The sequence below is a fragment of the Butyricimonas sp. DFI.6.44 genome, assembly GCF_022132345.1.
GTDB lineage: Bacteria > Bacteroidota > Bacteroidia > Bacteroidales > Marinifilaceae > Butyricimonas > Butyricimonas muris.
Genome location: NZ_JAKNJD010000022.1, coordinates 38,987 through 58,553, shown reverse-complemented (window position 1 = coordinate 58,553; position 19,567 = coordinate 38,987). Strand labels below are relative to the sequence as shown.

Here is a 19,567-nt window from a genome sequence, read left to right as displayed (position 1 = left end):
GGCAACGATAATCACGGAAGACACCACGCACAGGTTCATGACCGACACGGAGAGAGCCAAGCTAAACGGGATTGAAGCCGGGGCGAATAAATACTCTCACCCGTCATCGCATTCCGCTGATATGATCGTGGATTCATCTGCCAAAGTCATGATGACCCCGGCGGAAAGAACTAAACTTGGCGGTATCGCGACAGGGGCAAACAAGTACATCCACCCGGATAAACACTCGGCAACGATAATCACGGAAGACACCACGCACAGGTTCATGACCGACACGGAGAGAGCCAAGCTAAACGGGATTGAAGCCGGGGCGAATAAATACTCTCACCCGTCATCGCATTCCGCTGATATGATCGTGGATTCATCTGCCAAAGTCATGATGACCCCGGCGGAAAGAACTAAACTTGGCGGTATCGCGACTGGGGCAAACAAGTACGTTCACCCGGATAAACACCCGGCAACGGTAATCACGGAAGATACCACGCACAGGTTCATGACCGACACGGAGAGGACCAAGCTAAACGGGATTGAAGCCGGGGCGAATAAATACTCTCACCCGTCATCGCATTCCGCTGACATGATCGTGGATTCATCTGCCAAAGTCATGATGACCGCGACAGAGCGTTCAAAACTGGCAGAAATTGAAACTGGCGCGAACAAGTACGTGCACCCGACAAGTCACCTGGCGAGCATAATTCAACAGGACGCTACACATCGATTCGTTTCTGACACTGAAAAAACAAAGTGGAATGGAAAAATGGAATTTGCTTGTGCTGGAGTGATAACAAAAACGGCCGCAAAAGATAAATATTGGGGTTCCACTTTTTCTGTAATAAAGAGTGGAACCGGTTATTATCGTATAAAACATGAATTAAACAAAGAACACCAAGTTCTTGCCATGTGCATAAATGCAGCCGGAGAGGAAGGATTTGCAACAATCCCGTATAGAAGTAATGTAGACTTTTTTATCGCTACTAATAATATCAATGGCAGGCAGGATATGGCGTTCTTTTTTATAATCTTTACACTTTAAAATTACAATTATGAGGTATTATATCGCAAAAGAGGTTGCTTGGGAACCTTATTTAATTTTCGATTGTATCGCGATGACTGACGAGGAATTAAATTCTAAAATCGAGGAATTTCATGGCTTTGAAATTATTCCCGAGAGTGAAATTGAAGGTTATCGAGTTTGTTGCGGCAATATTTCAATTTATAAATTATCTAATAATAAACTCATTCTTAGGAACAAAAAAGAATTCATTAAAGGAGAAAAAAACAAAAGAAAAAAAGAACTCTTTGATGAAATCATTCGCTTAAAAGAAAAATTAAATAAAACAGACTGGATAGTAATTAAATGTACAGAACTATGTTTAACTTTGGCAAATGAATATCCCGATATATCGGCAGAAAGGGCTATGTTACGAGAAATTATAAACAAAAAAGAAATTGAAATACAATCACTAAATTAATATGCCATGAAAAATAAATTACTATTTATTTTAACCACTTGTACCTTATTATTCGCATGCAACAACCATACACAGGAACAAGAAGAAGAGCAACCACAAACTGGGAATCAATTAAATCCTGAAGCAAAATTGAGTATTACCGCAAAACCAAAAGAAACTCGCGGAATGTCATATAATGATTCATTATCATATATAGTAAAATACGCATGGGAATGGTATGCCATATCCAAGGAAAATAACAACAAACCAACTGCAAGAGGATTTGATTTTGACGATGACTATGGAACTCAAAGAGATACGATAAATAATAAATTTCTACTTTGGGGGGTAGATATTATTCAAGAAGATGGCTCATTAGGTTGGTTTATCACATCTCTTTCTGATTTTGTGATAATAACTTTAAGAACCCCCAATGGTTCCCCGGCTAATCCTCGAAATTATCACGGAACTCTAGATTTACCTCATGATACAATTGCTTATGTTCCTAATAAAATATTTCAAGAAGCAAGAAATAAAATCATGTCTGCTTATGAGCGAAAAGATTATCAAGAATGTTATCGTTTATTCGACTCCGCATTTATATTTATCCCAACAACAGGAGAAAAATGGAGAGCAATGAAAGCTGCTGGAATAGAATAATATTCATGTCATAAATAAAAATAGTGTTGGAGAGTCTTCTCCAACACTATTTTTTTGTACAAGTTGTTTAAAAAAAATGTACTTTTCGTTTTGCCGATTATAGGGTACGTTAAAACGCACCCTCGTTCTCAAATTACCCTACCGTCAAACTCACGCTATTCGAACAGACCTTTCCGCCCTTCTTCATCGCGAAACAATAGGCTTTCACGTTCTCCGCCGACCAATTATCAGGCAACGCATAGCTCGTGCTTCCACCTTCACCCCGGACTCGCAATGCCACCAATCTAGCCCGTTGTACTTCTGTTTCATACAACACGGCATACACCAAGTCATCACCGGCAGCATATCCCTCTTCCGCTTCTTCAGCCTCCTGCACGAACGCATACTTACTCGCATCCGAATCATACGTCACGGAAACTTTCGGCGTATTCCTGATTCCGGCAGCCACTAGCATCCGGGCATAATCCACCGTTACCGCATAATCCTCATCAACACTCACGCATCCCATATTCAAAGAAACGAACGCGTTGGAAGTCGTTCCGCTCCCGATTCCCCGAAACCCTTTCTGCACCACGGGCAGCAGCCAACGCGACAATTCGATCAACGCCTTCATCTTCGCCCGTTGAGTCAACACCTCCGGGGTCGGATTGTCCTTTCTCGAAAAAATCTTCGCTCTAGCGATATTCTGCTTGTTCATGTAACACATCGTCACGTTACCAACCGACTTCGTTACCTTTCCTAATAAATAAGAATTAAATTTTGCCATAACAATAAAATTTAAAAATGAATAAATAAAAAAATAAACACTCGATTTCTATCTGTAAATCTAAAATCATAAATCAGTAATACCTCATCCAATCCGGTAACCGCAATGCCGGTCCGGGATCCACCTTTCTCTCCGTCACATCCGAATGTCCCACAATTTCGTCAATAGGATAACAGTTTGTCAAAACCCCGCACACCTCTGCCAGCACCCTTTCCTGCACCTTAGTATACTTATGCCAATAAGTTTTTTCCCGTCCCGACTCATCAACATACACATCCTCAAAAGACACAACCACCCCGCACTCCGCCACAAATTTTCCCCCTTCCTGCCGAAGCTGTCCCAGATTATCCAATTCTATCCCCAACGAACAATAATTCAACCCGCTCCGTCCCGCGTACCGACTTCTCCCGGCATGCCAAGCCACAATATTAAACGGCACCAACTGAACTACTTCTCCCGCCCTCCCGATTACCAGATGAGCCGAAGCCCCCACATCCGGTCTTGCCAGATAACGAGCCGATGACATAACACTAGCCCCCGCCGTATAATGCAATATAATCATATCCGGTCCGGCAATAACCTGTGTATTCTTCACGCAATCCACGCGAATCACCCCATCCCCCACCAATCGGTGTTTTACAATTGAAAATCCCATATATCAACAATATTAAATCATAAATCTAAAATCGTAAATCATAAATCTAAAATCAGCGTCTGCCTTTTGCGAGGGTCATCAAAATTTTCTCCCCACTTCTCCCGACCACGTATCCACCCAACCCAATCTCCAACAAATCCCAAAAACGGGAAGTATCCGAGAGAATCGATATATTCGTGAACGTACCTATCAGAATCACCGCGGCAAACGTCAACATCACCAAAGGCCGCCACGACCGTTGCAACCAATTCCCTTTCCCCTCCTCCTGCAACAACGCTGCCCGTACCCGCAACAACTCCTTTTCTCTTTCCAGCAACAGCCGCAACACGTCAGCCTCCAATTGTTTCTTCTCACGAGCAGGCAATGTCAGTCGTTCCACCAGTCCACTCACGGCGTCCGCCACGCTCGTTATCGGATTCAACCCACTCATAAACAGATGTATTGAGAATTTGAATACTTCGTTCCCTCTTCCGACACAAAAAAACAATACAAATGTACCTTCACGCCGTCTTCCCGTTTTACTCGAAAACTTGCACGCTCATCCCTCCGCCGGGCTTCCACACCCTCCACGACCATCGGCACAAATTCCCGATTCCCGTAAATCACGATCACCCCCAAACGGTCGTCCATCTCGGCACACACCTTTCCCGTCCCGTTATTCCAGTATAATTCCACCTGTCCCTCCTGATCCATCCTTCCTTCCAAATCATACACGCTCTGCCTCGTCCCTGCCGAAAAATGCATCTGCGAAAAATCCCCGATTCTACCATCTCCCTTAAACGCCTTCATGTTCAATTTCATGTGTAGAGCGTACCCGTTAACCGCAATCCCCTCCGCCGACTCGTTCCAGATTTTCCTGATAGGAGTTTCTTTCACCCGACAGTAAAATTCCACGGCAACTCTAAATTTCGAGCGCACCAATTCCTGCTTCTCTGTTTTCGGGTTCCTCACCTCCGACGGCAAAGCCCTCATGTAAGGCTTTCCGCCCCGTTCACAAAAGACGACATTCCCGACTCGTCCTCTAAGTTTCAAAACACTACTCAATTTTGCCATAACTTTTTTCTTTTAAATGATTACTACAAATCACCTTGATTTGCGAATGCAATATTAGTGCATCCCCATAACTCACTTACTACACCTAATTATTAATTCATAACAATTCCCCATAACCACCTATATATCATCCGCTTCCAAAAACGAAAATTGCCAATCGAGCCACCCCCTTCCAGGAATAACCCAATCGGCAATCTCTAAATCACAGAATCAATTCACCTTCTCCTCCACGCACCCCTATCATCCGCTTCTTTCAAGATAGCGGCAATCATCCGCTTCAAAAAAGGCGTCAACTCTCGTTTACGATCAAAAAATTGTTCCCGCAATTGCTGGTAATTCGAGATATCCTCCCCGAACACCTCTTTCATCATTCCCACCAGTTCCTTCTCCCCCAACGCATCCCCCGTGGGCGAATACAACTCGTCCACCAGCACCAACCCCTCGATCAACTCCATAATCATCATTTTGTACTTCTTCGACTTCCACCGAACAATAACCCGAGGTTCTTTCCTGTCCCCATCTGCCTTCCTACACTCCTCCCGTTCACGTGACCAACGCCCTTCTTCCTCCACCAATTTTAACGCCACACGAATATAACAACAAGTACAAGCCCCATTTTTTCCCAAAAGCGCCATCATCAACCACGACACGCTCTAACCAATATTCCAACCCCATTCTAGCCCTTGCCAACATCCTTTCCCGCACCCCGGCATCATCTTCCGCCTCGCTTGCCTTCCTCAGATCTCCAGCAAACTCCCGAATGGCCTTTATATACCTCTCTTCTTCAAAACACACGCCCAAGCCTTCCGCCAATAAAGCGAAAAAACTCGTTTCCAATAATCTTTTCATTGTTACAAATTTAAATTATAAAAACAAAAAGCCCCGGGCACACTTCGCCCGAGGCATATCATCCATTCTTTACATTTTATTTACTTCAAAATAGAAAAAATAGTTTTAAAAATCAACTCAATATCAAACCACAAATTATGCTTAGCAACATACTCCAAATTAATTTTCAACTTATCCTGCATCACAACCTCTCGATAAAATAATTCAGGATCTTCGGCAGTCCCAAGCAATTCATTCTCGTTCCTATACAATATCGAAGCCATATCAGTAATCCCAGGACGAACATCTAGCACTCGCAACTGCTCTTTTGTATACATATCAACATACTTTCGCACTTCAGGACGAGGTCCCACGAAACTCATATCCCCAACAAACACATTTATTAACTGCGGCAATTCGTCGAACTTATATTTACGTATAAAATATCCCGAACGAGTCACCCTAGGATCTCTCCCCCCTATCGTAATAAGCCCTTTCTTATCCGAACCGACACGCATTGTTCGAAATTTATATAACATAAAATCTCGTCCAAATCTTCCGACCCTCGCCTGCCGATAAAAAATGGGTCCCCGAGAATCCAATTTTACCACTACGGCTAAAATTAAAAACACAGGACTTAAGACAAGCAATCCACAACCACTTGCCATAACATCAAAAACACGCTTCAAGGAAATACTATTTTGAAATAATCTCTACAAAATTCGATATCACGTACTCCACCTCCTCGTCACTCAGGCAAGTATGTAAAGGAAGCGTCACCTCGTTACAATACTGTTTATAAGCATTCGGGTAATCTTTTATATCAAACCCTAAATTTTTATACGCTGTCATCATCGGCAATGGCTTATAATGTACATTACAAGCAATCCCTCGCTCTGCCATCTCCACAATAACCTTATTCCGGGAATCACAATCTTTTCCCAACAAACACACTAAATAAAGATGCCCGCTAGAAGAATAATCATCCCCATAATGATCAAGCACCTGTACATTACAACCTTTTAGCGCTTCATTATAACGATTTATAATTTGACGGCGACGATAAAGCATTTCAGGATAACGTTTCAACTGCGCCAATCCTATTGCAGCCATAATATCGGTCATATTACATTTAAAATTTGGGGCCACGATATCATACTCCCATGAGCCGAGTTTCGTTTTGGCAAGCGCATCCTTGTTCTGACCGTGAAGTGATAAAAGTTGGAATTGTTTATAAATCCATTCGTCATCAATACCTGGTATATGTTTCCATGTAAGTGCCCCACCTTCTGCCGTAGTAAGATTTTTAACAGCATGAAACGAGAAAGAGGTAAAATCTGCAATTTCACCACATATCTTTCCGTGCCGCTTCGCACCAAAGGCATGAGCGGCATCGGCAAGAACAATTACTCGTCCAAACGCTTTTTGAATATCATTTGAAGGACGAAACAAGTGTTTTTGACTTTCAACAGCGGCGAACACCTTGTCATAATCACATATTATTCCCCCCAAATCCACCGGAATAATGACTTTTGTACGTTCTGTAATAGATGTCGCCAACTTAACGTAATCCATCTCAAACGAACCGGAAGCCGTGTCAACCATAACTACCTTAGCTCCCACGTGACAAACCACGCTGGCAGTAGCCGTGTACGTGTATGCCGGAACAATCACTTCATCTCCCGGACCTACACCCAAAACACGAAGTATCAATTCCATGCAAGCCGTAGCTGAATTCAAACAAACAGCTTTACTCGTATTACAACACATCGCTATTAAATGCTCAAACTCTTTTGTTCTCGGTCCCGTCGTGATCCAACCGGAACGAAGCGCTTCACAAACTTCGGCAATCTCCGCCTCCGTCATATCCGGAGGTGAAAAAGAAATATTTTTCATTCTCATAATATGAAATATTATTTATTCTTCCTTATTGTCCCTATCATAGTTCCCCAACCATAAGAGCAATGCACCATAAAAAATAAAATAGGCAATATCCCTATATATTTATACCCATATTTATGACATGCAATTAATGTAGCAATAAACGCTGCAACAAAATAAAATCCGATTATAACGGTCAACATGTACCAAAAAGAATGATAAACTCCTCCTGCAAGCAGCAAACCAACAACAACTAACACAAAAACAGCAGGAACTAAATGTCGTACACCGATTGAATTTCTATCAACAAATAATAATACTCCAATCGATTTTCCATTAGCATACATTTGTCGTACACTTTCTTTTATCGTTGCACGTGCATAATACGTACAAACTATATTAGGATCAAGATAAATTTTATACCCGAACTTACGAATCCTAGAATTAAACTCATTATCTTCTCCGCGAGATAAATCTTCACGCATCCCACCTACTTTTTCTAAAACCCTCCGAGGGAAAGCACCAAAAGGTACCGTATCAACAAACTGAGCTTTAGTTCCAACTCGAAATGCTGCACCTCCAATACCAAATGGAACTTTATTCAATATTGCATTTGCCTCCGCTTGACAACTAGAATTTTGAGATTGTATGTTCCACACTCCCCCCACATTCCCGTAATCAGCATGAGCAGATAAATGTTGAACACATAACTCTATATACCTTTTATCATAAATAGCGTGAGCATCCAATCGTATAATATATGGAGCAATTGAATTATGAACACCTATATTAAAAGCTATAGACTGAATTCTACCTGGATTATCCAATAGTCTAATATTGGCATATCGTCTTCCTAATTCAAAAACAATTTCCCGCGTTTTATCAATACTTCCCCCGTCCACAACTAAAATATCCATTTCTTCCAAAGGGAAAGATTGATTAATCACTGATTCTATACACTTGGCAATAAATCGCTCTTCGTTAAGAGTTGGAATAATTATCGCAACTTTATATTCTTTCATTAATTATCTATCAAAGAATGTTTACCTAACTAGTGCTTTTTTATCTGCTTACGTATTACGATATTTTGCCCATCCAAACAACTTTCTTCATTTGAGATCAAATTACATATAACTTCTGCAACATCTCGAGGCTGCATTATTGTTGTTGGATCTTCATTAGGCGCTAATCGTTTTCTTAATTTTGTTGCACATCTACCCGGAGATACACAATATACTTTTATACCATATTCTGACAATTCATCAGTTAAAGTTTGTGACATTGAAATTATGGATGCTTTCGATGACGAATAACTCAACCAACCAGGACGAGGGGTCATGCCCGCAGTCGAAGCAACATTCAAAATCTTTCCCCCACTTTTCTTCATATATTTAACAGATTCACGTATCAAAAGAAACGGAGAAAATACATTAACTTTATATGTCATCTCCATATTATCCAATGTAGTTTGTAATAATGACTGAGGATCCGTGTAACCCGCTATATTTAACAAACAATCTATAGATCCATATTTTTCATATATTGCTTCAATTATTGCAGGAATTTTTTCAGGATATTGAAAATCAATATCCCAAACCGATATATCTTTCCCTGTTTCATCCATTAGATTTTCAGTTACTTTCATCGCTTCAACATTCCGTCCAAGCATTGCAATATGCTCATACTCTTTTGCATGACTCAAGAGTATGGCAACTTCTCGACCAATTCCAGAACCTGTGCCTGTAATAACACATGTTTTCATATTATTTCCTATTTATAATATAATCTTTATATATAATTTCTCCAAGTAATAAATCTATCGGCTCTGTAATTTTTATATTAAAACTAGTTCCCCGAATAACCTTAATCTTTTTCTGACTATTAGCAAACATTAAACTAGCATCCTCTGTATAAACGTCACCACGTTGCTTTGCTTTATCATGAGCATCTATTAAATCAGAAACTTTAAACTTTTGAGGCAACTGCACGTTTAGTAATTCCGACCTATCCAAAATCCCTGAAACATAGCCATGTCCCTTTAAAACCGTATAAGAAATATTATAACCATAAATAACATTAAACTCCTCGTCATCTATCAAAGCTTGAAACTCTTCCTGCTTTACAAATGGGCGAGCAGCCTCATGGATAATCACAAATTCATTATGCACAGCCTTAAGTCCATTATATACTGATTCTTGTCGAGTTTGTCCAGCATCAACGAATACAATTTTTGTTGCAACATTATATTCATGAACCATTTGTTTAACGACATGACGATACGATGGAGCACAAACAACAACAATTTCATCAACATCTACTAAACGATCTACACGTTCCAAAGAATGCATAATCATCGGTTTTCCAGCTAATAAAAGATATTGTTTAGGCGTATCTTCTTGCATTCTACTCCCTTTACCACCAGACAATAATACTACTGAATACATATTTATTCTATTTTAAAAAAGTTTTTTTAAGGTCTAATTCAACATAATCGTGATGTGATACACGCCTTTCCATTGGAGGTAAAACCATATAATCATTATACAACGTTTTAAGGTATTCGTGTGGCTTCTCAACCCCTAAAACTTTGATACTTTCAAACACATACGCTTTCGGCATCCCAAAAAATGAACGATGCATAATCTCTTTAATCCCCCAATTACCAACTAAATTTCCAACATATTCCGAACTATCAAAATCTCTTTGCTCACAAAAATGATTAATCCTATTATTAAGAAACCGTTCAGATACAAACAAAGGAGAAATACTCCTACCCAAAATTATAGACAAATTTTTATACCACTTCCGATTATTTCGAAAGGCACATGTCACCATATCATGTAACCGTAAATTTCTAAGTATCGGTTGATAATTCTTATATGCAGATTCACGTGTATCACCAATACCATCTAATGGAAACACATCAATATAAAGCCCCCTCTTCACCAAATGACGAAGATGTTCCACCAAATATGTCCGAGTATCGTATATTTTTGCGAAAACATATGGATAATCTAAATTATCACCCCGAGGGTATTCTACAATATACGGCGCATGAAATTCTTTTGAATATTTCTGAACAAACTCCATATAATCTTTTCGTGGCATTCCAACATCAATATCATCATCCCAAGGAATAAAACCTTGATGCCTAATGGTCCCCAACATAGTCCCCCCGACAACATAATACCTTAAGCCATTCCTTTCACATTGTTCATGAAACCACTGTAACATCTCTAAAAGTACAGAATGAACAACATCGATTTTATTATTCATATCAGTATGTTTATTTATATTAATTATGCCCTAGATGAAATATTCAACCGATTTTCTAACTTTCATATACACGACTATTGTAAAATCGCTTTATATATTTCTTCATATTTGTCCGCCATCACCTTAATATCATAATTCTTAGCTCGTTGAATACATTGCTTGGTTATTATTTCTCGATAATCTTTGTCATTTAATAAACGCAATACCCCCTCCGCTAACGCTTTTTCGTCATTAACCGAGAATAAAATTCCTGCTCCTTCCACAACATTGCAAAGTCCGGGAACATTAGAAGCCATCACAGGTTTACCTGCTGCCATACCTTCTACAGCCGCCAAACCAAATCCTTCAAAATTAGATGACATTATTACAACATCCGCAGTTTTCAACAATGATGGCACATCCTCACGCACACCTAAAAAATAACATCTGTTATCTACACCTAAATCTTTAGCTAATTGTCTATTCTTTTCCATGAGAACACCTTCCCCTATAAACATAACACGACACTTATCAGGAAGATGTAAAAGCGATTCAATTATTAGTTCCTGTTTTTTTTGAGGATTAAATCTAGCAACCTGTGTCAACAAAAATACATCATTGGGAATACCCAATTCTTGTCTTCTTGCAGGCTTCGCTGATTCAAAATCAGAAATATTTATTCCATTATCTATCGTAATAATTGGAGTCTCAGGATTAACGAAACGAATAAGATATTCCTTTGTAGCTTCTGATATTGCTATTACAGCCTTATAATGATTATAAACGAATCTTTCTATAAATTTAAGCCATTTTTTACCTTGCCTATTATTTTCTGTTGAATGCTCGGTTGTTACTAATTTACACTTGGCACCTGAAAGTATCTTCGCAAATAACACCCAGTAAAGCCCAGGAAACAAGTGCACGTGAATTATATCATAACGTTTAATTACCGGAATCAACTGAAATATTGGTAGGAAATTATACACACGTGTCGGACCATTATTTAAAGCTTTATAATGTGCCCCCTTTCGGGTAACTTCTTTCGCATATGAAAGAGGAGATTCAATCAAAGCGAGTACATCCGTTTGATGGCCTTGGTCAATCTGTTCAAGAATTAATGATGCCACTAATCTTGCAGCACCATTGCCTACAGCAAAATTACTAACTACATGAAGAATTTTCATTATTAATAACCTTACAAGTTTAAGACATCATCAATGAAAGATATTGACTCTTCTCTCTTTTTAATATAATCTATTTGATTTTTAGAGTAATCTATTTTTTCAAGAGATTCAATATAAGCTATAGATAATTTCTCTTCTGTATCACAATATCTATCTTCTGTATGGAATAATTTTGTGATACAGGAGATTCTTGTATTCATGGGACTAATAGCATTTCGACTGAAAACAACAAACTCTCGTTTATATATATGAGAAAAGACAATCGCATGAAAACTATCTGTAAAAACAAATTTTGAATAGCGTACCAACGATATAAATTGACCTGGAGAAATATCATATAATTGAATATCACCAAAACCGGCATCACATCTACGATAATGACCGGACAAATGAGGTAACGTGATAATTTTCAAATTATGTCTTATGGCATATTCCATAGCCAATTTGCGAGCTACTAAATTTTTCCCCAAGAAATAACAAAAAATATAATCTTCTTGACATAAACGCTTGGAGCAAATATCATTCCATTGAAACTCCGAAAGCAATAATGTCGGATCAAGACAATATGTAATCGGCATTTTTATAACATTCTCCAATAATGCAACAGACGATTCTTCTCGTACAGATATTGCATTATAATCACTTAAACTTCTCTTGAAAAGCGAAATCTGCGACATTGTTAAACGCTCCTTTGAAATGCTCGCTGCATATGATATCTTTTTATTTTTAGGACTTACAAAATCTAAAAAATAAGGCGGATGATACCAATCAATATTCCATACTTGATCACTACCCGTAATAAAAATGTCATATTCTTCATTACTTTTTTCTATAGTTATATCATTATAAATAGTCTTCGAGTGTGGTATCGCAGTTCTAAATATAGAAATCGCCTTTTCTCTCTGCAATAAACTGGATTTAATTTTATAATCTGAAAACTTATAGCATACAGGTGCTATTATTGATTTAATACGATCTTTAATTTCATTTATTGACAAAAGTCTTAGACTCTTATTAGATTTCTTATACGAAGAATCATATGAAATCTGTTCAGCATAGCAACCTCTTTCATTCAAAAATTTACATAAAGCATACGCTTGCAATAATCCGCCATAGTTCTTACTGCCGAAATAATGCGTAATAACACCTATTTTTTTCATTATAAGGTTTTTATTTGACTAATATATTTTGACTTTTTAATCTCATTTCTTATTATACCGGCAACAAGCATATATATGACTAATGGATATACATCATATAAAGGGTTCCCTGAAAATCCCCAACCCAGAAACAACAATTCTAAAAATAAACAAACTGCAACCACGAAAGAGTCATCTCCATACCGAATTTTAGCATTCAATAACTTCATGGAAGAACCTAAATCATGGATAAATACTGGCATAAGAACGAATATGCCGATTAACCCTGATTCACTCAAAATTTGAAGATATATATTATGTCCATTGTTATACCTTCCCAAAATATTTGATGAAGTCGCTATACCTTTACCTATAATAGGATTTTGCATAAATTCATCCCATAATACGCCGTATATATTTATACGCCCGGAAGACCAAGAATCACCTACAGTTCGCATAACAAGCCTCATACCAACATCTGTTTTCAATAATATCACTAAAAACAGAACACATACTACAATCGAAACGAACAACGCTTTTAGCATGTATTTTCTGTTATACAAGCAATACATAAACAAATCAATAAGAATTACCAATAAAACAAAACTCCTTTTTCCTGTTTGCATCAGGAAAACATAGCAGATAACCAATAAAAGAAATATAATCTTCTTGTTTACAGCTCTCATCTCAATAGACGGCTTCAATAAATAGCACGATAAAATCCCGATAAAAACGGATAGATAAAATCCAGTAATTGCTGATTGAAAGGAAAAACCCACTAAAGTTCTATCTTTTAGGAAACCATCACATATTTGAAATTTCTCTAACCCTAAATGCAGTAGATTAAACCAAGCCAAAAATTCCGGAGCGACAAGTTGCACGATACACCCTAAAAATGCTACAAACGAAACTGCAACAAGTGCTTTAATCTGAAGAATTTGACTACTTCCTTTACTATTCCAACTATATATTAATAAACCTATTACAAGTGCACCACCAAACTCTATTACATTATTCAAATTTGAAAAATCTCTTAAAACAGAAAGTAAAGTCAGAATTATATATGTAAACCACGCAAGAAATTGATGATTAATACTAATCTTTTTTGTATATGCAAATAAAAGAAAAGCAGTTGCTATAAGCATCATAATAGATATCACCTTTGTCATCTCTGGAAACAAAAAAAGAGCTAACAGATATATGAAAACTATTATAACAAAAGACTTATTGCTATTTACGTGCTTTGACATAAGAAACAATATCAACGACGGTGATTAATATACGACCTTAATACGTTCATAATTAATGATGCATTTCTTATCTTCAAAAGAAGATACATCGCTTTTTTTAACCTGTTCATTCTCCTAAAATTCAAATATCTCAATCCATTTCTAAAATTATGACTTTTAATAATATTCTTAATTCTATCTAAAGATTGATTTGTATCTACAATACATAGTATTTCTGATAACTTCAATGTTATATATCTAGCACTGATTTGCCGGCTAATGTCATATTGCGGATATCTAATATTATACTCCTCCAAAATTATATTCACATTGTCTTGCGACTCATTATACTTTTCACTTAACACGTCAATAGTATGAGTAGCAGAATTCATATTTACCCTATAATAGTAGATATAATTATTATAATCAATATATACATTATTCATGCATGCATAAATATATTCGGTATTAAATAATCCATCTTCGCTATACTTTATATTTTCACGAAATAGAATGCGCCCTTTTTGTATAATTTCATTGCGATATAAGATAGCACACGAAGAATACAATGTAAAACCTGACATTGTTCCGTCATCTACTATATGATGCTTCAAATCTTCCAAACAATATAAGCCTGAGCGCAATCTATGCTTTATGGGAACAACAGTATTTTCCATAACTGAATATGCCCCCATTGCAACAAGATCTATATCGTCTTTCATTTTCGACATCAATAATTCACAATAGTTTACATCAATATAATCATCCGAATCTATAAATGTCAAAAACTTACCTTGAGACAAATTTATACCCGCATTTCTAGCAGAAGATACCCCACCATTGGATTTTGAAAAAAATTTCACACGGCTATCTATTTTCTGCCAATGCTTACATATAATTGCTGAACTATCTTTTGACCCATCATCAATTAATATAATCTCGATATCACGACAACTCTGATTCACAACACTTTCAATACATCTATTCAGGTATTGTTCAGCATTATAAACTGGAATTATTACACTAATATTACACATTCCTATTTTAGGTTAAAAACATTTGTGGTGTTTCTGAAAGAATACAATAACAATATTTAAATAAAATTTCAGAGACTTAAATTCCAGTTATCCTTCTTGCATAAGAAATAATTCGTCTCAATAAACTAGGTCTCGTTCTTTTTGTGATAATCCCAATAAGAGAAAACTCACTCTTATTAAGCACATCAAAGAAATCATCTCTATATTTTGAAATTTTCACACTATGTTCTATACAGGAATTCCCTAATAATATTTTATTATAATCTGTACTAACACCATCTACTTTTAATTGAGAATATATTCTTTTGCCCCTCTCCGTATTAATAAGTACAGCACTAACACCTTTATCATCATAAAATTCAGGATGATATAATTCTACCCCCCAGTAATCTCCTAATGTAATATCACTCTGACTTCTTCCCCCCTTTGCTGGACAAGCATAACAAGATGGACGTAAATATATATTATGAAGAAAACCCCGCATAAAAATATTATTCCTATGCATTTCAAAGAAATTGGCTTCTTCTTTGTCATAACGAATTTCAAATCCGAATTTCCTCCAACCTAACCGCTTATTTCTAAATGATATACCCGATATAACTGGTTTCTTATCCTGAACAATAAAACCGATTTCTTTTAGATATTGACACCACACTAGAGGACTCGGAACTCCATGACATATTACATCTACTGTAATTAAATTCTTATAGTCTTTTCGCAAAAAATGTAGCAATCCAGAAATTTGGCAAGATGTACCACTAAACAAAACAAACCGCCCCTGTTTCAAGAATACTTCAGCTTGCTTATACGTTTCACCGATTACACTTTGCACATATTTACTACCTCTAAAGGGTATAATGCCTTCAATAGTTTCTGCATAGTCATGAACAACTTCCCACCTGTCATTAAAACGAGCTCCGAAAACAACGCCTCCATTTTCTATTACTTTTTCCGCAAGCATAGAAAAAATACCACCGGAGGAACTATTTATACGAATCTCATCAACTTGACATTTAGACGCATAAACTTCTATCGGGCTTCGATTTCCTCCTTGATTTATAACCGGACATACTTTTTCACATAATCCGCAATCAATACAACAAGTTCTATCTATCTCTGGATAGAGGAAACCTTCCTTATCCTCTTGCATTGTTATACATCGTTTAGGACAACGCTGAACACAAGCACCACAACCACAACAATCTTTTTTATCCTGAATATTTATCATTATTTTTTCTGGAAAACACTCTAACTAATTTTTCATTAATAAAATTGCGCTCAGACTTATTTAGTCCTAGAGTATATGCAAAGCATACAACACAACAAACACTCATTACACCTACAATCACAAAGGAAGTAGAGCTATATGGGACAAAAAACTTAACCAATACTGAAATAATGAAACTTAAAAAAAATACTACTGCACATTTCAAAATAACATTGCTAAAATATTTTCGCAAAGAAATCTTTATTAATGGTCTAATTATAAATAAACGTACAACGAATGCTATAGCACAAATAACAAGATGCACAACAAATACTGAAGCTGGATTACCTCCCATTTTTAAAACAACATACGAAACAGGAAGGATCATCAATAAAATTCCTCCTATGACAGATTGATATACTTTTACTTTTCCTGTAGCTGCAGCAGAAACCATCAATGGATTTGCAACTGAGTCTATAATAGTAACACATAAAATTAATTTCAAAAATACTGCAGAATACCGAGGAACTTCTTCGAGCCAAATACTCAATATCGTTTCTGTCTCTAAAGCTATAGGTAAAGTTAGCATTAAGAGTAAGAAGAAAGTAAATCTTGAACTGCGGAAAACTAAACTATGCATATAATCTAAATCCTCTGTTGCATACGACTTGGTGATTTGCGGATTAAGTGCTGTCTGAAAGTTTGAGGAGAATTGAGTAACTGCAGACTGTACTTGTACAGCCACACCTCTTGCTGCATTTACAGATGGTCCGAAAAACACGTTTAGCAAAATATTTAATCCTTGTGTAAATGCTATATAAGCACAATTACCCCATAAATTCCAAGCGGCAAAAGAAAACATCTCTTTAAAGAGTGTCTTATCAAGAATAAATTTAAACTTTGTTTCACAAAAATGTTTATTACAATATGATGTATATAATATACGAATTCCGACTTGCACCACAAAAAGTAAAATCGCGTATAAAACTAATTTATTTACATTTCCTATTCTTAATAAATACACGATTACCAATTTCAGGAAAACCTCAACTACAGATATATACGCAAATATAGACATCTTTTCGTGAGCAATTATAGCAGCATTATATGGTACACTAATTATAGCAACAACCATGGATAAAATGGAAACATGATACACCCAATGTGCGGCAAACACACGCGATTCCGGTATTACCATCTTTTCATTCAGCAACCACAATCCAATAGTCTCCGAAAGAAGAACTATTACAATGGCTATAATTATATGAATTACAACACTTATACTAAATACTTTCTGAAGTTGCCTAAAATCCCCCTTACCCAACTCAAACACAAGAAATCGTTGAGTGCTTGTTGACATTGCACTATTTATAAAGCTAAATAATGCAACGACACCTCCAACTACATTATAAATACCATAATCCTCAACACCTAGCGCAGCTAATACCTCTCGAGATGTATATAATGTTACTGCCATTGTAACTAGCATACGAAAATATAGCAATATCGTATTTTTAGCTATACGTTTGTTATTTGAGGAAATATCTAACATAAATAATTAATACCTATAAGCACCCAAATGTATTCACCAAACCGCTATGAGTTTACGCAGGAATTCTATTTTTATCAAATAAAGCCTAAGCCAAATAATAATTTGATTTTTTATCTTTCATAAAGTCACAACAACTATTCCATTTTGTCAAACACCCGCTTCGCCAAAATATAAAAAACTTCTGCCACCAAACTGAAATCAGCATCTTGCCCCATCTGACGCAAACGCTCGATTTTCTCATTCTCCTCCCGCACTACACTTACCCGCAGGCGTGCCCGTTCCTCCTCCAAACGTTTATAATCTTCCTTGGGCAACATCATCGCTCCCACTGCATCGCCATACAAGCAAATAGCATCCCACCAAGACAACAACACATCACGATCTCCGCCACGGATGTATCCCAATGCCTCCGTAACCAAACGACCGGCAAGTTCCCCACACGCCTCATCTCCGGCAAAATAGTAACAGTCACATAATATCCGGCAAATATTCGGTGTCCGACAAGGCAACGAGAGTTTGCCGTCCCCCCGTGCCGACAGTATCCGATACGCCGCGTCCAAACCGTTTTTCAAGTAATTCAAGTCCGAGTACAACTGGTAGACATCCATCTTGTCCGCCGCGTAACCGGCACGGGTATCCACGGGAATATCCTTGTTCAACTGACTCGGGTACAGGTGAACAATTGATTTCGCCCGCTCGTGGATAGCACCGGAACTTCCGAAATCAGATTCTAACCACGGGTACACCCGTACCATCGAGTACATCGTCAGGTAACCGTGTAATAAGCCCGACAAACACGCGGGGGGACACGAACGCAAATCAAAATTGTCTAGTTGCTTGTACAACTCGTGAAATAAACCTTTTTCCATCTCTATTTCTTGATTCACGATTTCGGATTCATGATTGCAAGCACTCGTGTTGACTCTCTTTCAATCATAAATCGCAAATCGTAATTCATAAATTAATTCACTCTATCTTTTCAAGGAAAGAGCCCGGGATATAAGACGTGGCGATCGATGCAACACCATCCAAGCGGATGACTACCCGCTTGTGGCCCCGCAAACGCACCAGTTCTCCCGTCAGTCCCTGCAAGGGCCCCTTGATAACCCGAACCTGATCACCTCGCTTGAGATCTTTATTCAACACCTCGATACCATCAGGCGAGAAATCTAGCAGGAACATGAAATCTTCCATCTGCTTATCGGGAACGATCAAGGAATGGCGACCTTCCACGTCTTTCAAGTAAACGATATTCAGGGAATACTCGTTAATCAAAGAAAAACTCGTCGTCTTATCCGCGTGAATAAAAATCATACCGTGAATCAAAAGTACCTGAATCGTTTTTCGACCCAACGGGGTATCACGAACTTGCTCCTCGCGCGGGAGAAAATTCTCGATTCCCAATTCGTCCAACTTTTTCTTGATTAAGAATTCTTGGTTCACTCGCGTGTAAGCGACATACCAATGCATTTTCTTCTCCTCAGCCATGTACTTGTTTTATTCTATCAGCCGACTGGATGCGCTTCGCGCACTAACCCTATTACCGGTCCTGATTTATTGCCATGTGTTTCATGCGCCCCACTTAAACAGTGCTATGTATTATGGATGCACGAAAGCTGTTTCGATAAACGATAATTCATATCAATAAACCATCGTTTAATGACATTAAC

Annotated in this window: 22 protein-coding genes and 1 pseudogene; 3 read left to right on the top strand and 20 right to left on the bottom strand. The window is 37.6% G+C overall.

The features are described 5' to 3' along the window. The 3 genes and pseudogenes from L0M98_RS21960 to L0M98_RS21950 all read left to right on the top strand — a co-directional run. Nucleotides 1–1,033: pseudogene (locus L0M98_RS21960) on the top strand (hypothetical protein); the annotation flags it as partial. A 10-nt stretch (nt 1,034–1,043) separates the two neighbouring features. Beyond that, on the top strand, nt 1,044–1,472 hold the full coding sequence (locus L0M98_RS21955; protein ID WP_227217822.1) for a hypothetical protein: 429 nt from the start codon (nt 1,044–1,046) through the stop codon (nt 1,470–1,472). Between the two features lie 6 nt (nt 1,473–1,478). Continuing rightward, nucleotides 1,479–2,111, top strand: a complete 633-nt coding sequence (locus tag L0M98_RS21950) for a hypothetical protein (RefSeq protein WP_227217821.1) — start codon at nt 1,479–1,481, stop codon at nt 2,109–2,111. A gap of 133 nt (nt 2,112–2,244) precedes the next feature. On the opposite strand, the gene L0M98_RS21945 is transcribed toward L0M98_RS21950, so the two are convergent. The 20 genes from L0M98_RS21945 to L0M98_RS21850 form a co-directional block, all read right to left on the bottom strand. Then, entirely contained in the window at nt 2,245–2,877 is a 633-nt protein-coding gene (locus L0M98_RS21945) for a DUF6266 family protein (RefSeq protein WP_227217820.1), read from the bottom strand. Nucleotides 2,878–2,950: 73 nt separating this feature from the next. Then, on the bottom strand, nt 2,951–3,532 hold the full coding sequence (locus L0M98_RS21940) for an N-acetylmuramoyl-L-alanine amidase (protein ID WP_099293273.1): 582 nt from the start codon (nt 3,530–3,532) through the stop codon (nt 2,951–2,953). Nucleotides 3,533–3,584: 52 nt separating this feature from the next. Further along, entirely contained in the window at nt 3,585–3,962 is a 378-nt protein-coding gene (locus L0M98_RS21935) for a 3TM-type holin (protein ID WP_099293275.1), read from the bottom strand. Beyond that, nucleotides 3,959–4,585 carry a DUF6266 family protein gene (locus L0M98_RS21930; RefSeq protein WP_227217819.1) on the bottom strand — a complete coding sequence of 209 codons (627 nt, stop codon included), beginning with the start codon at nt 4,583–4,585 and terminating at the stop codon, nt 3,959–3,961. Before L0M98_RS21930 ends, L0M98_RS21935 begins: the two co-directional genes overlap by 4 nt. A 215-nt stretch (nt 4,586–4,800) precedes the next feature. Further along, on the bottom strand, nt 4,801–5,172 hold the full coding sequence (locus L0M98_RS21925; protein ID WP_141560985.1) for a hypothetical protein: 372 nt from the start codon (nt 5,170–5,172) through the stop codon (nt 4,801–4,803). Next, complete coding sequence (locus tag L0M98_RS21920; RefSeq protein WP_227217818.1) at nt 5,129–5,434, bottom strand: hypothetical protein; 306 nt, start codon at nt 5,432–5,434, stop codon at nt 5,129–5,131. The genes L0M98_RS21925 and L0M98_RS21920 overlap by 44 nt, the downstream gene beginning before the upstream one ends. A gap of 80 nt (nt 5,435–5,514) precedes the next feature. Beyond that, nucleotides 5,515–6,102: a sugar transferase gene (locus L0M98_RS21915; protein ID WP_099293283.1), complete on the bottom strand. Its 588-nt coding sequence runs from the start codon at nt 6,100–6,102 to the stop codon at nt 5,515–5,517. 7 nt (nt 6,103–6,109) lie between these two features. Then, nucleotides 6,110–7,309 carry a DegT/DnrJ/EryC1/StrS family aminotransferase gene (locus tag L0M98_RS21910; protein ID WP_227217824.1) on the bottom strand — a complete coding sequence of 400 codons (1,200 nt, stop codon included), beginning with the start codon at nt 7,307–7,309 and terminating at the stop codon, nt 6,110–6,112. Between the two features lie 17 nt (nt 7,310–7,326). After that, complete coding sequence (locus tag L0M98_RS21905; RefSeq protein WP_227217817.1) at nt 7,327–8,316, bottom strand: glycosyltransferase family 2 protein; 990 nt, start codon at nt 8,314–8,316, stop codon at nt 7,327–7,329. A 29-nt stretch (nt 8,317–8,345) separates the two neighbouring features. Beyond that, nucleotides 8,346–9,056, bottom strand: coding sequence for an SDR family NAD(P)-dependent oxidoreductase (locus L0M98_RS21900; RefSeq protein ID WP_186976534.1), 711 nt, complete (start codon nt 9,054–9,056; stop codon nt 8,346–8,348). 1 nt (nt 9,057) lies between these two features. Continuing rightward, complete coding sequence (gene ispD / locus L0M98_RS21895) at nt 9,058–9,738, bottom strand: 2-C-methyl-D-erythritol 4-phosphate cytidylyltransferase (protein WP_227217816.1); 681 nt, start codon at nt 9,736–9,738, stop codon at nt 9,058–9,060. A 7-nt stretch (nt 9,739–9,745) separates the two neighbouring features. Next, nucleotides 9,746–10,570 (bottom strand): LicD family protein, encoded by an 825-nt coding sequence (locus L0M98_RS21890; RefSeq protein ID WP_099293293.1) that lies wholly within the window; start codon nt 10,568–10,570, stop codon nt 9,746–9,748. Between the two features lie 74 nt (nt 10,571–10,644). Beyond that, nucleotides 10,645–11,733, bottom strand: coding sequence for a glycosyltransferase family 4 protein (locus tag L0M98_RS21885; protein WP_227217815.1), 1,089 nt, complete (start codon nt 11,731–11,733; stop codon nt 10,645–10,647). A gap of 11 nt (nt 11,734–11,744) precedes the next feature. After that, on the bottom strand, nt 11,745–12,893 hold the full coding sequence (locus L0M98_RS21880) for a polysaccharide pyruvyl transferase family protein (RefSeq protein ID WP_227217814.1): 1,149 nt from the start codon (nt 12,891–12,893) through the stop codon (nt 11,745–11,747). Next, nucleotides 12,893–14,020: an O-antigen ligase family protein gene (locus L0M98_RS21875; protein ID WP_176555115.1), complete on the bottom strand. Its 1,128-nt coding sequence runs from the start codon at nt 14,018–14,020 to the stop codon at nt 12,893–12,895. Before L0M98_RS21875 ends, L0M98_RS21880 begins: the two co-directional genes overlap by 1 nt. Before the next feature lie 113 nt (nt 14,021–14,133). After that, nucleotides 14,134–15,138 carry a glycosyltransferase family 2 protein gene (locus L0M98_RS21870; RefSeq protein ID WP_099293301.1) on the bottom strand — a complete coding sequence of 335 codons (1,005 nt, stop codon included), beginning with the start codon at nt 15,136–15,138 and terminating at the stop codon, nt 14,134–14,136. 76 nt (nt 15,139–15,214) lie between these two features. Further along, nucleotides 15,215–16,366, bottom strand: a complete 1,152-nt coding sequence (locus tag L0M98_RS21865; protein ID WP_099293303.1) for a Coenzyme F420 hydrogenase/dehydrogenase, beta subunit C-terminal domain — start codon at nt 16,364–16,366, stop codon at nt 15,215–15,217. After that, complete coding sequence (locus L0M98_RS21860) at nt 16,347–17,822, bottom strand: MATE family efflux transporter (protein WP_370645701.1); 1,476 nt, start codon at nt 17,820–17,822, stop codon at nt 16,347–16,349. Before L0M98_RS21860 ends, L0M98_RS21865 begins: the two co-directional genes overlap by 20 nt. 209 nt (nt 17,823–18,031) lie before the next feature. Beyond that, nucleotides 18,032–18,766, bottom strand: coding sequence for a hypothetical protein (locus L0M98_RS21855; protein WP_099293307.1), 735 nt, complete (start codon nt 18,764–18,766; stop codon nt 18,032–18,034). A 97-nt stretch (nt 18,767–18,863) separates the two neighbouring features. After that, nucleotides 18,864–19,385: a UpxY family transcription antiterminator gene (locus tag L0M98_RS21850; protein ID WP_227217812.1), complete on the bottom strand. Its 522-nt coding sequence runs from the start codon at nt 19,383–19,385 to the stop codon at nt 18,864–18,866. Nucleotides 19,386–19,567 lie beyond the last annotated feature (182 nt).

Excerpts from the sequence above, each read along its gene's own strand:
- L0M98_RS21955 (WP_227217822.1), top strand. The coding sequence starts at position 1,044 with ATGAGGTATTATATCGCAAAAGAGGTTGCTTGGGAACCTTATTTAATT.
- L0M98_RS21950 (WP_227217821.1), top strand. The coding sequence starts at position 1,479 with ATGAAAAATAAATTACTATTTATTTTAACCACTTGTACCTTATTATTC.
- L0M98_RS21945 (WP_227217820.1), bottom strand. The coding sequence starts at position 2,877 with ATGGCAAAATTTAATTCTTATTTATTAGGAAAGGTAACGAAGTCGGTT.
- L0M98_RS21940 (WP_099293273.1), bottom strand. The coding sequence starts at position 3,532 with ATGGGATTTTCAATTGTAAAACACCGATTGGTGGGGGATGGGGTGATT.
- L0M98_RS21935 (WP_099293275.1), bottom strand. The coding sequence starts at position 3,962 with ATGAGTGGGTTGAATCCGATAACGAGCGTGGCGGACGCCGTGAGTGGA.
- L0M98_RS21930 (WP_227217819.1), bottom strand. The coding sequence starts at position 4,585 with ATGGCAAAATTGAGTAGTGTTTTGAAACTTAGAGGACGAGTCGGGAAT.
- L0M98_RS21920 (WP_227217818.1), bottom strand. The coding sequence starts at position 5,434 with ATGAAAAGATTATTGGAAACGAGTTTTTTCGCTTTATTGGCGGAAGGC.
- L0M98_RS21910 (WP_227217824.1), bottom strand. The coding sequence starts at position 7,309 with ATGAAAAATATTTCTTTTTCACCTCCGGATATGACGGAGGCGGAGATT.
- L0M98_RS21905 (WP_227217817.1), bottom strand. The coding sequence starts at position 8,316 with ATGAAAGAATATAAAGTTGCGATAATTATTCCAACTCTTAACGAAGAG.
- L0M98_RS21900 (WP_186976534.1), bottom strand. The coding sequence starts at position 9,056 with ATGAAAACATGTGTTATTACAGGCACAGGTTCTGGAATTGGTCGAGAA.
- ispD (WP_227217816.1), bottom strand. The coding sequence starts at position 9,738 with ATGTATTCAGTAGTATTATTGTCTGGTGGTAAAGGGAGTAGAATGCAA.
- L0M98_RS21890 (WP_099293293.1), bottom strand. The coding sequence starts at position 10,570 with ATGAATAATAAAATCGATGTTGTTCATTCTGTACTTTTAGAGATGTTA.
- L0M98_RS21885 (WP_227217815.1), bottom strand. The coding sequence starts at position 11,733 with ATGAAAATTCTTCATGTAGTTAGTAATTTTGCTGTAGGCAATGGTGCT.
- L0M98_RS21880 (WP_227217814.1), bottom strand. The coding sequence starts at position 12,893 with ATGAAAAAAATAGGTGTTATTACGCATTATTTCGGCAGTAAGAACTAT.
- L0M98_RS21875 (WP_176555115.1), bottom strand. The coding sequence starts at position 14,020 with ATGATGCTTATAGCAACTGCTTTTCTTTTATTTGCATATACAAAAAAG.
- L0M98_RS21870 (WP_099293301.1), bottom strand. The coding sequence starts at position 15,138 with ATGTGTAATATTAGTGTAATAATTCCAGTTTATAATGCTGAACAATAC.
- L0M98_RS21865 (WP_099293303.1), bottom strand. The coding sequence starts at position 16,366 with ATGATAAATATTCAGGATAAAAAAGATTGTTGTGGTTGTGGTGCTTGT.
- L0M98_RS21860 (WP_370645701.1), bottom strand. The coding sequence starts at position 17,822 with ATGGCAGTAACATTATATACATCTCGAGAGGTATTAGCTGCGCTAGGT.
- L0M98_RS21855 (WP_099293307.1), bottom strand. The coding sequence starts at position 18,766 with ATGGAAAAAGGTTTATTTCACGAGTTGTACAAGCAACTAGACAATTTT.
- L0M98_RS21850 (WP_227217812.1), bottom strand. The coding sequence starts at position 19,385 with ATGGCTGAGGAGAAGAAAATGCATTGGTATGTCGCTTACACGCGAGTG.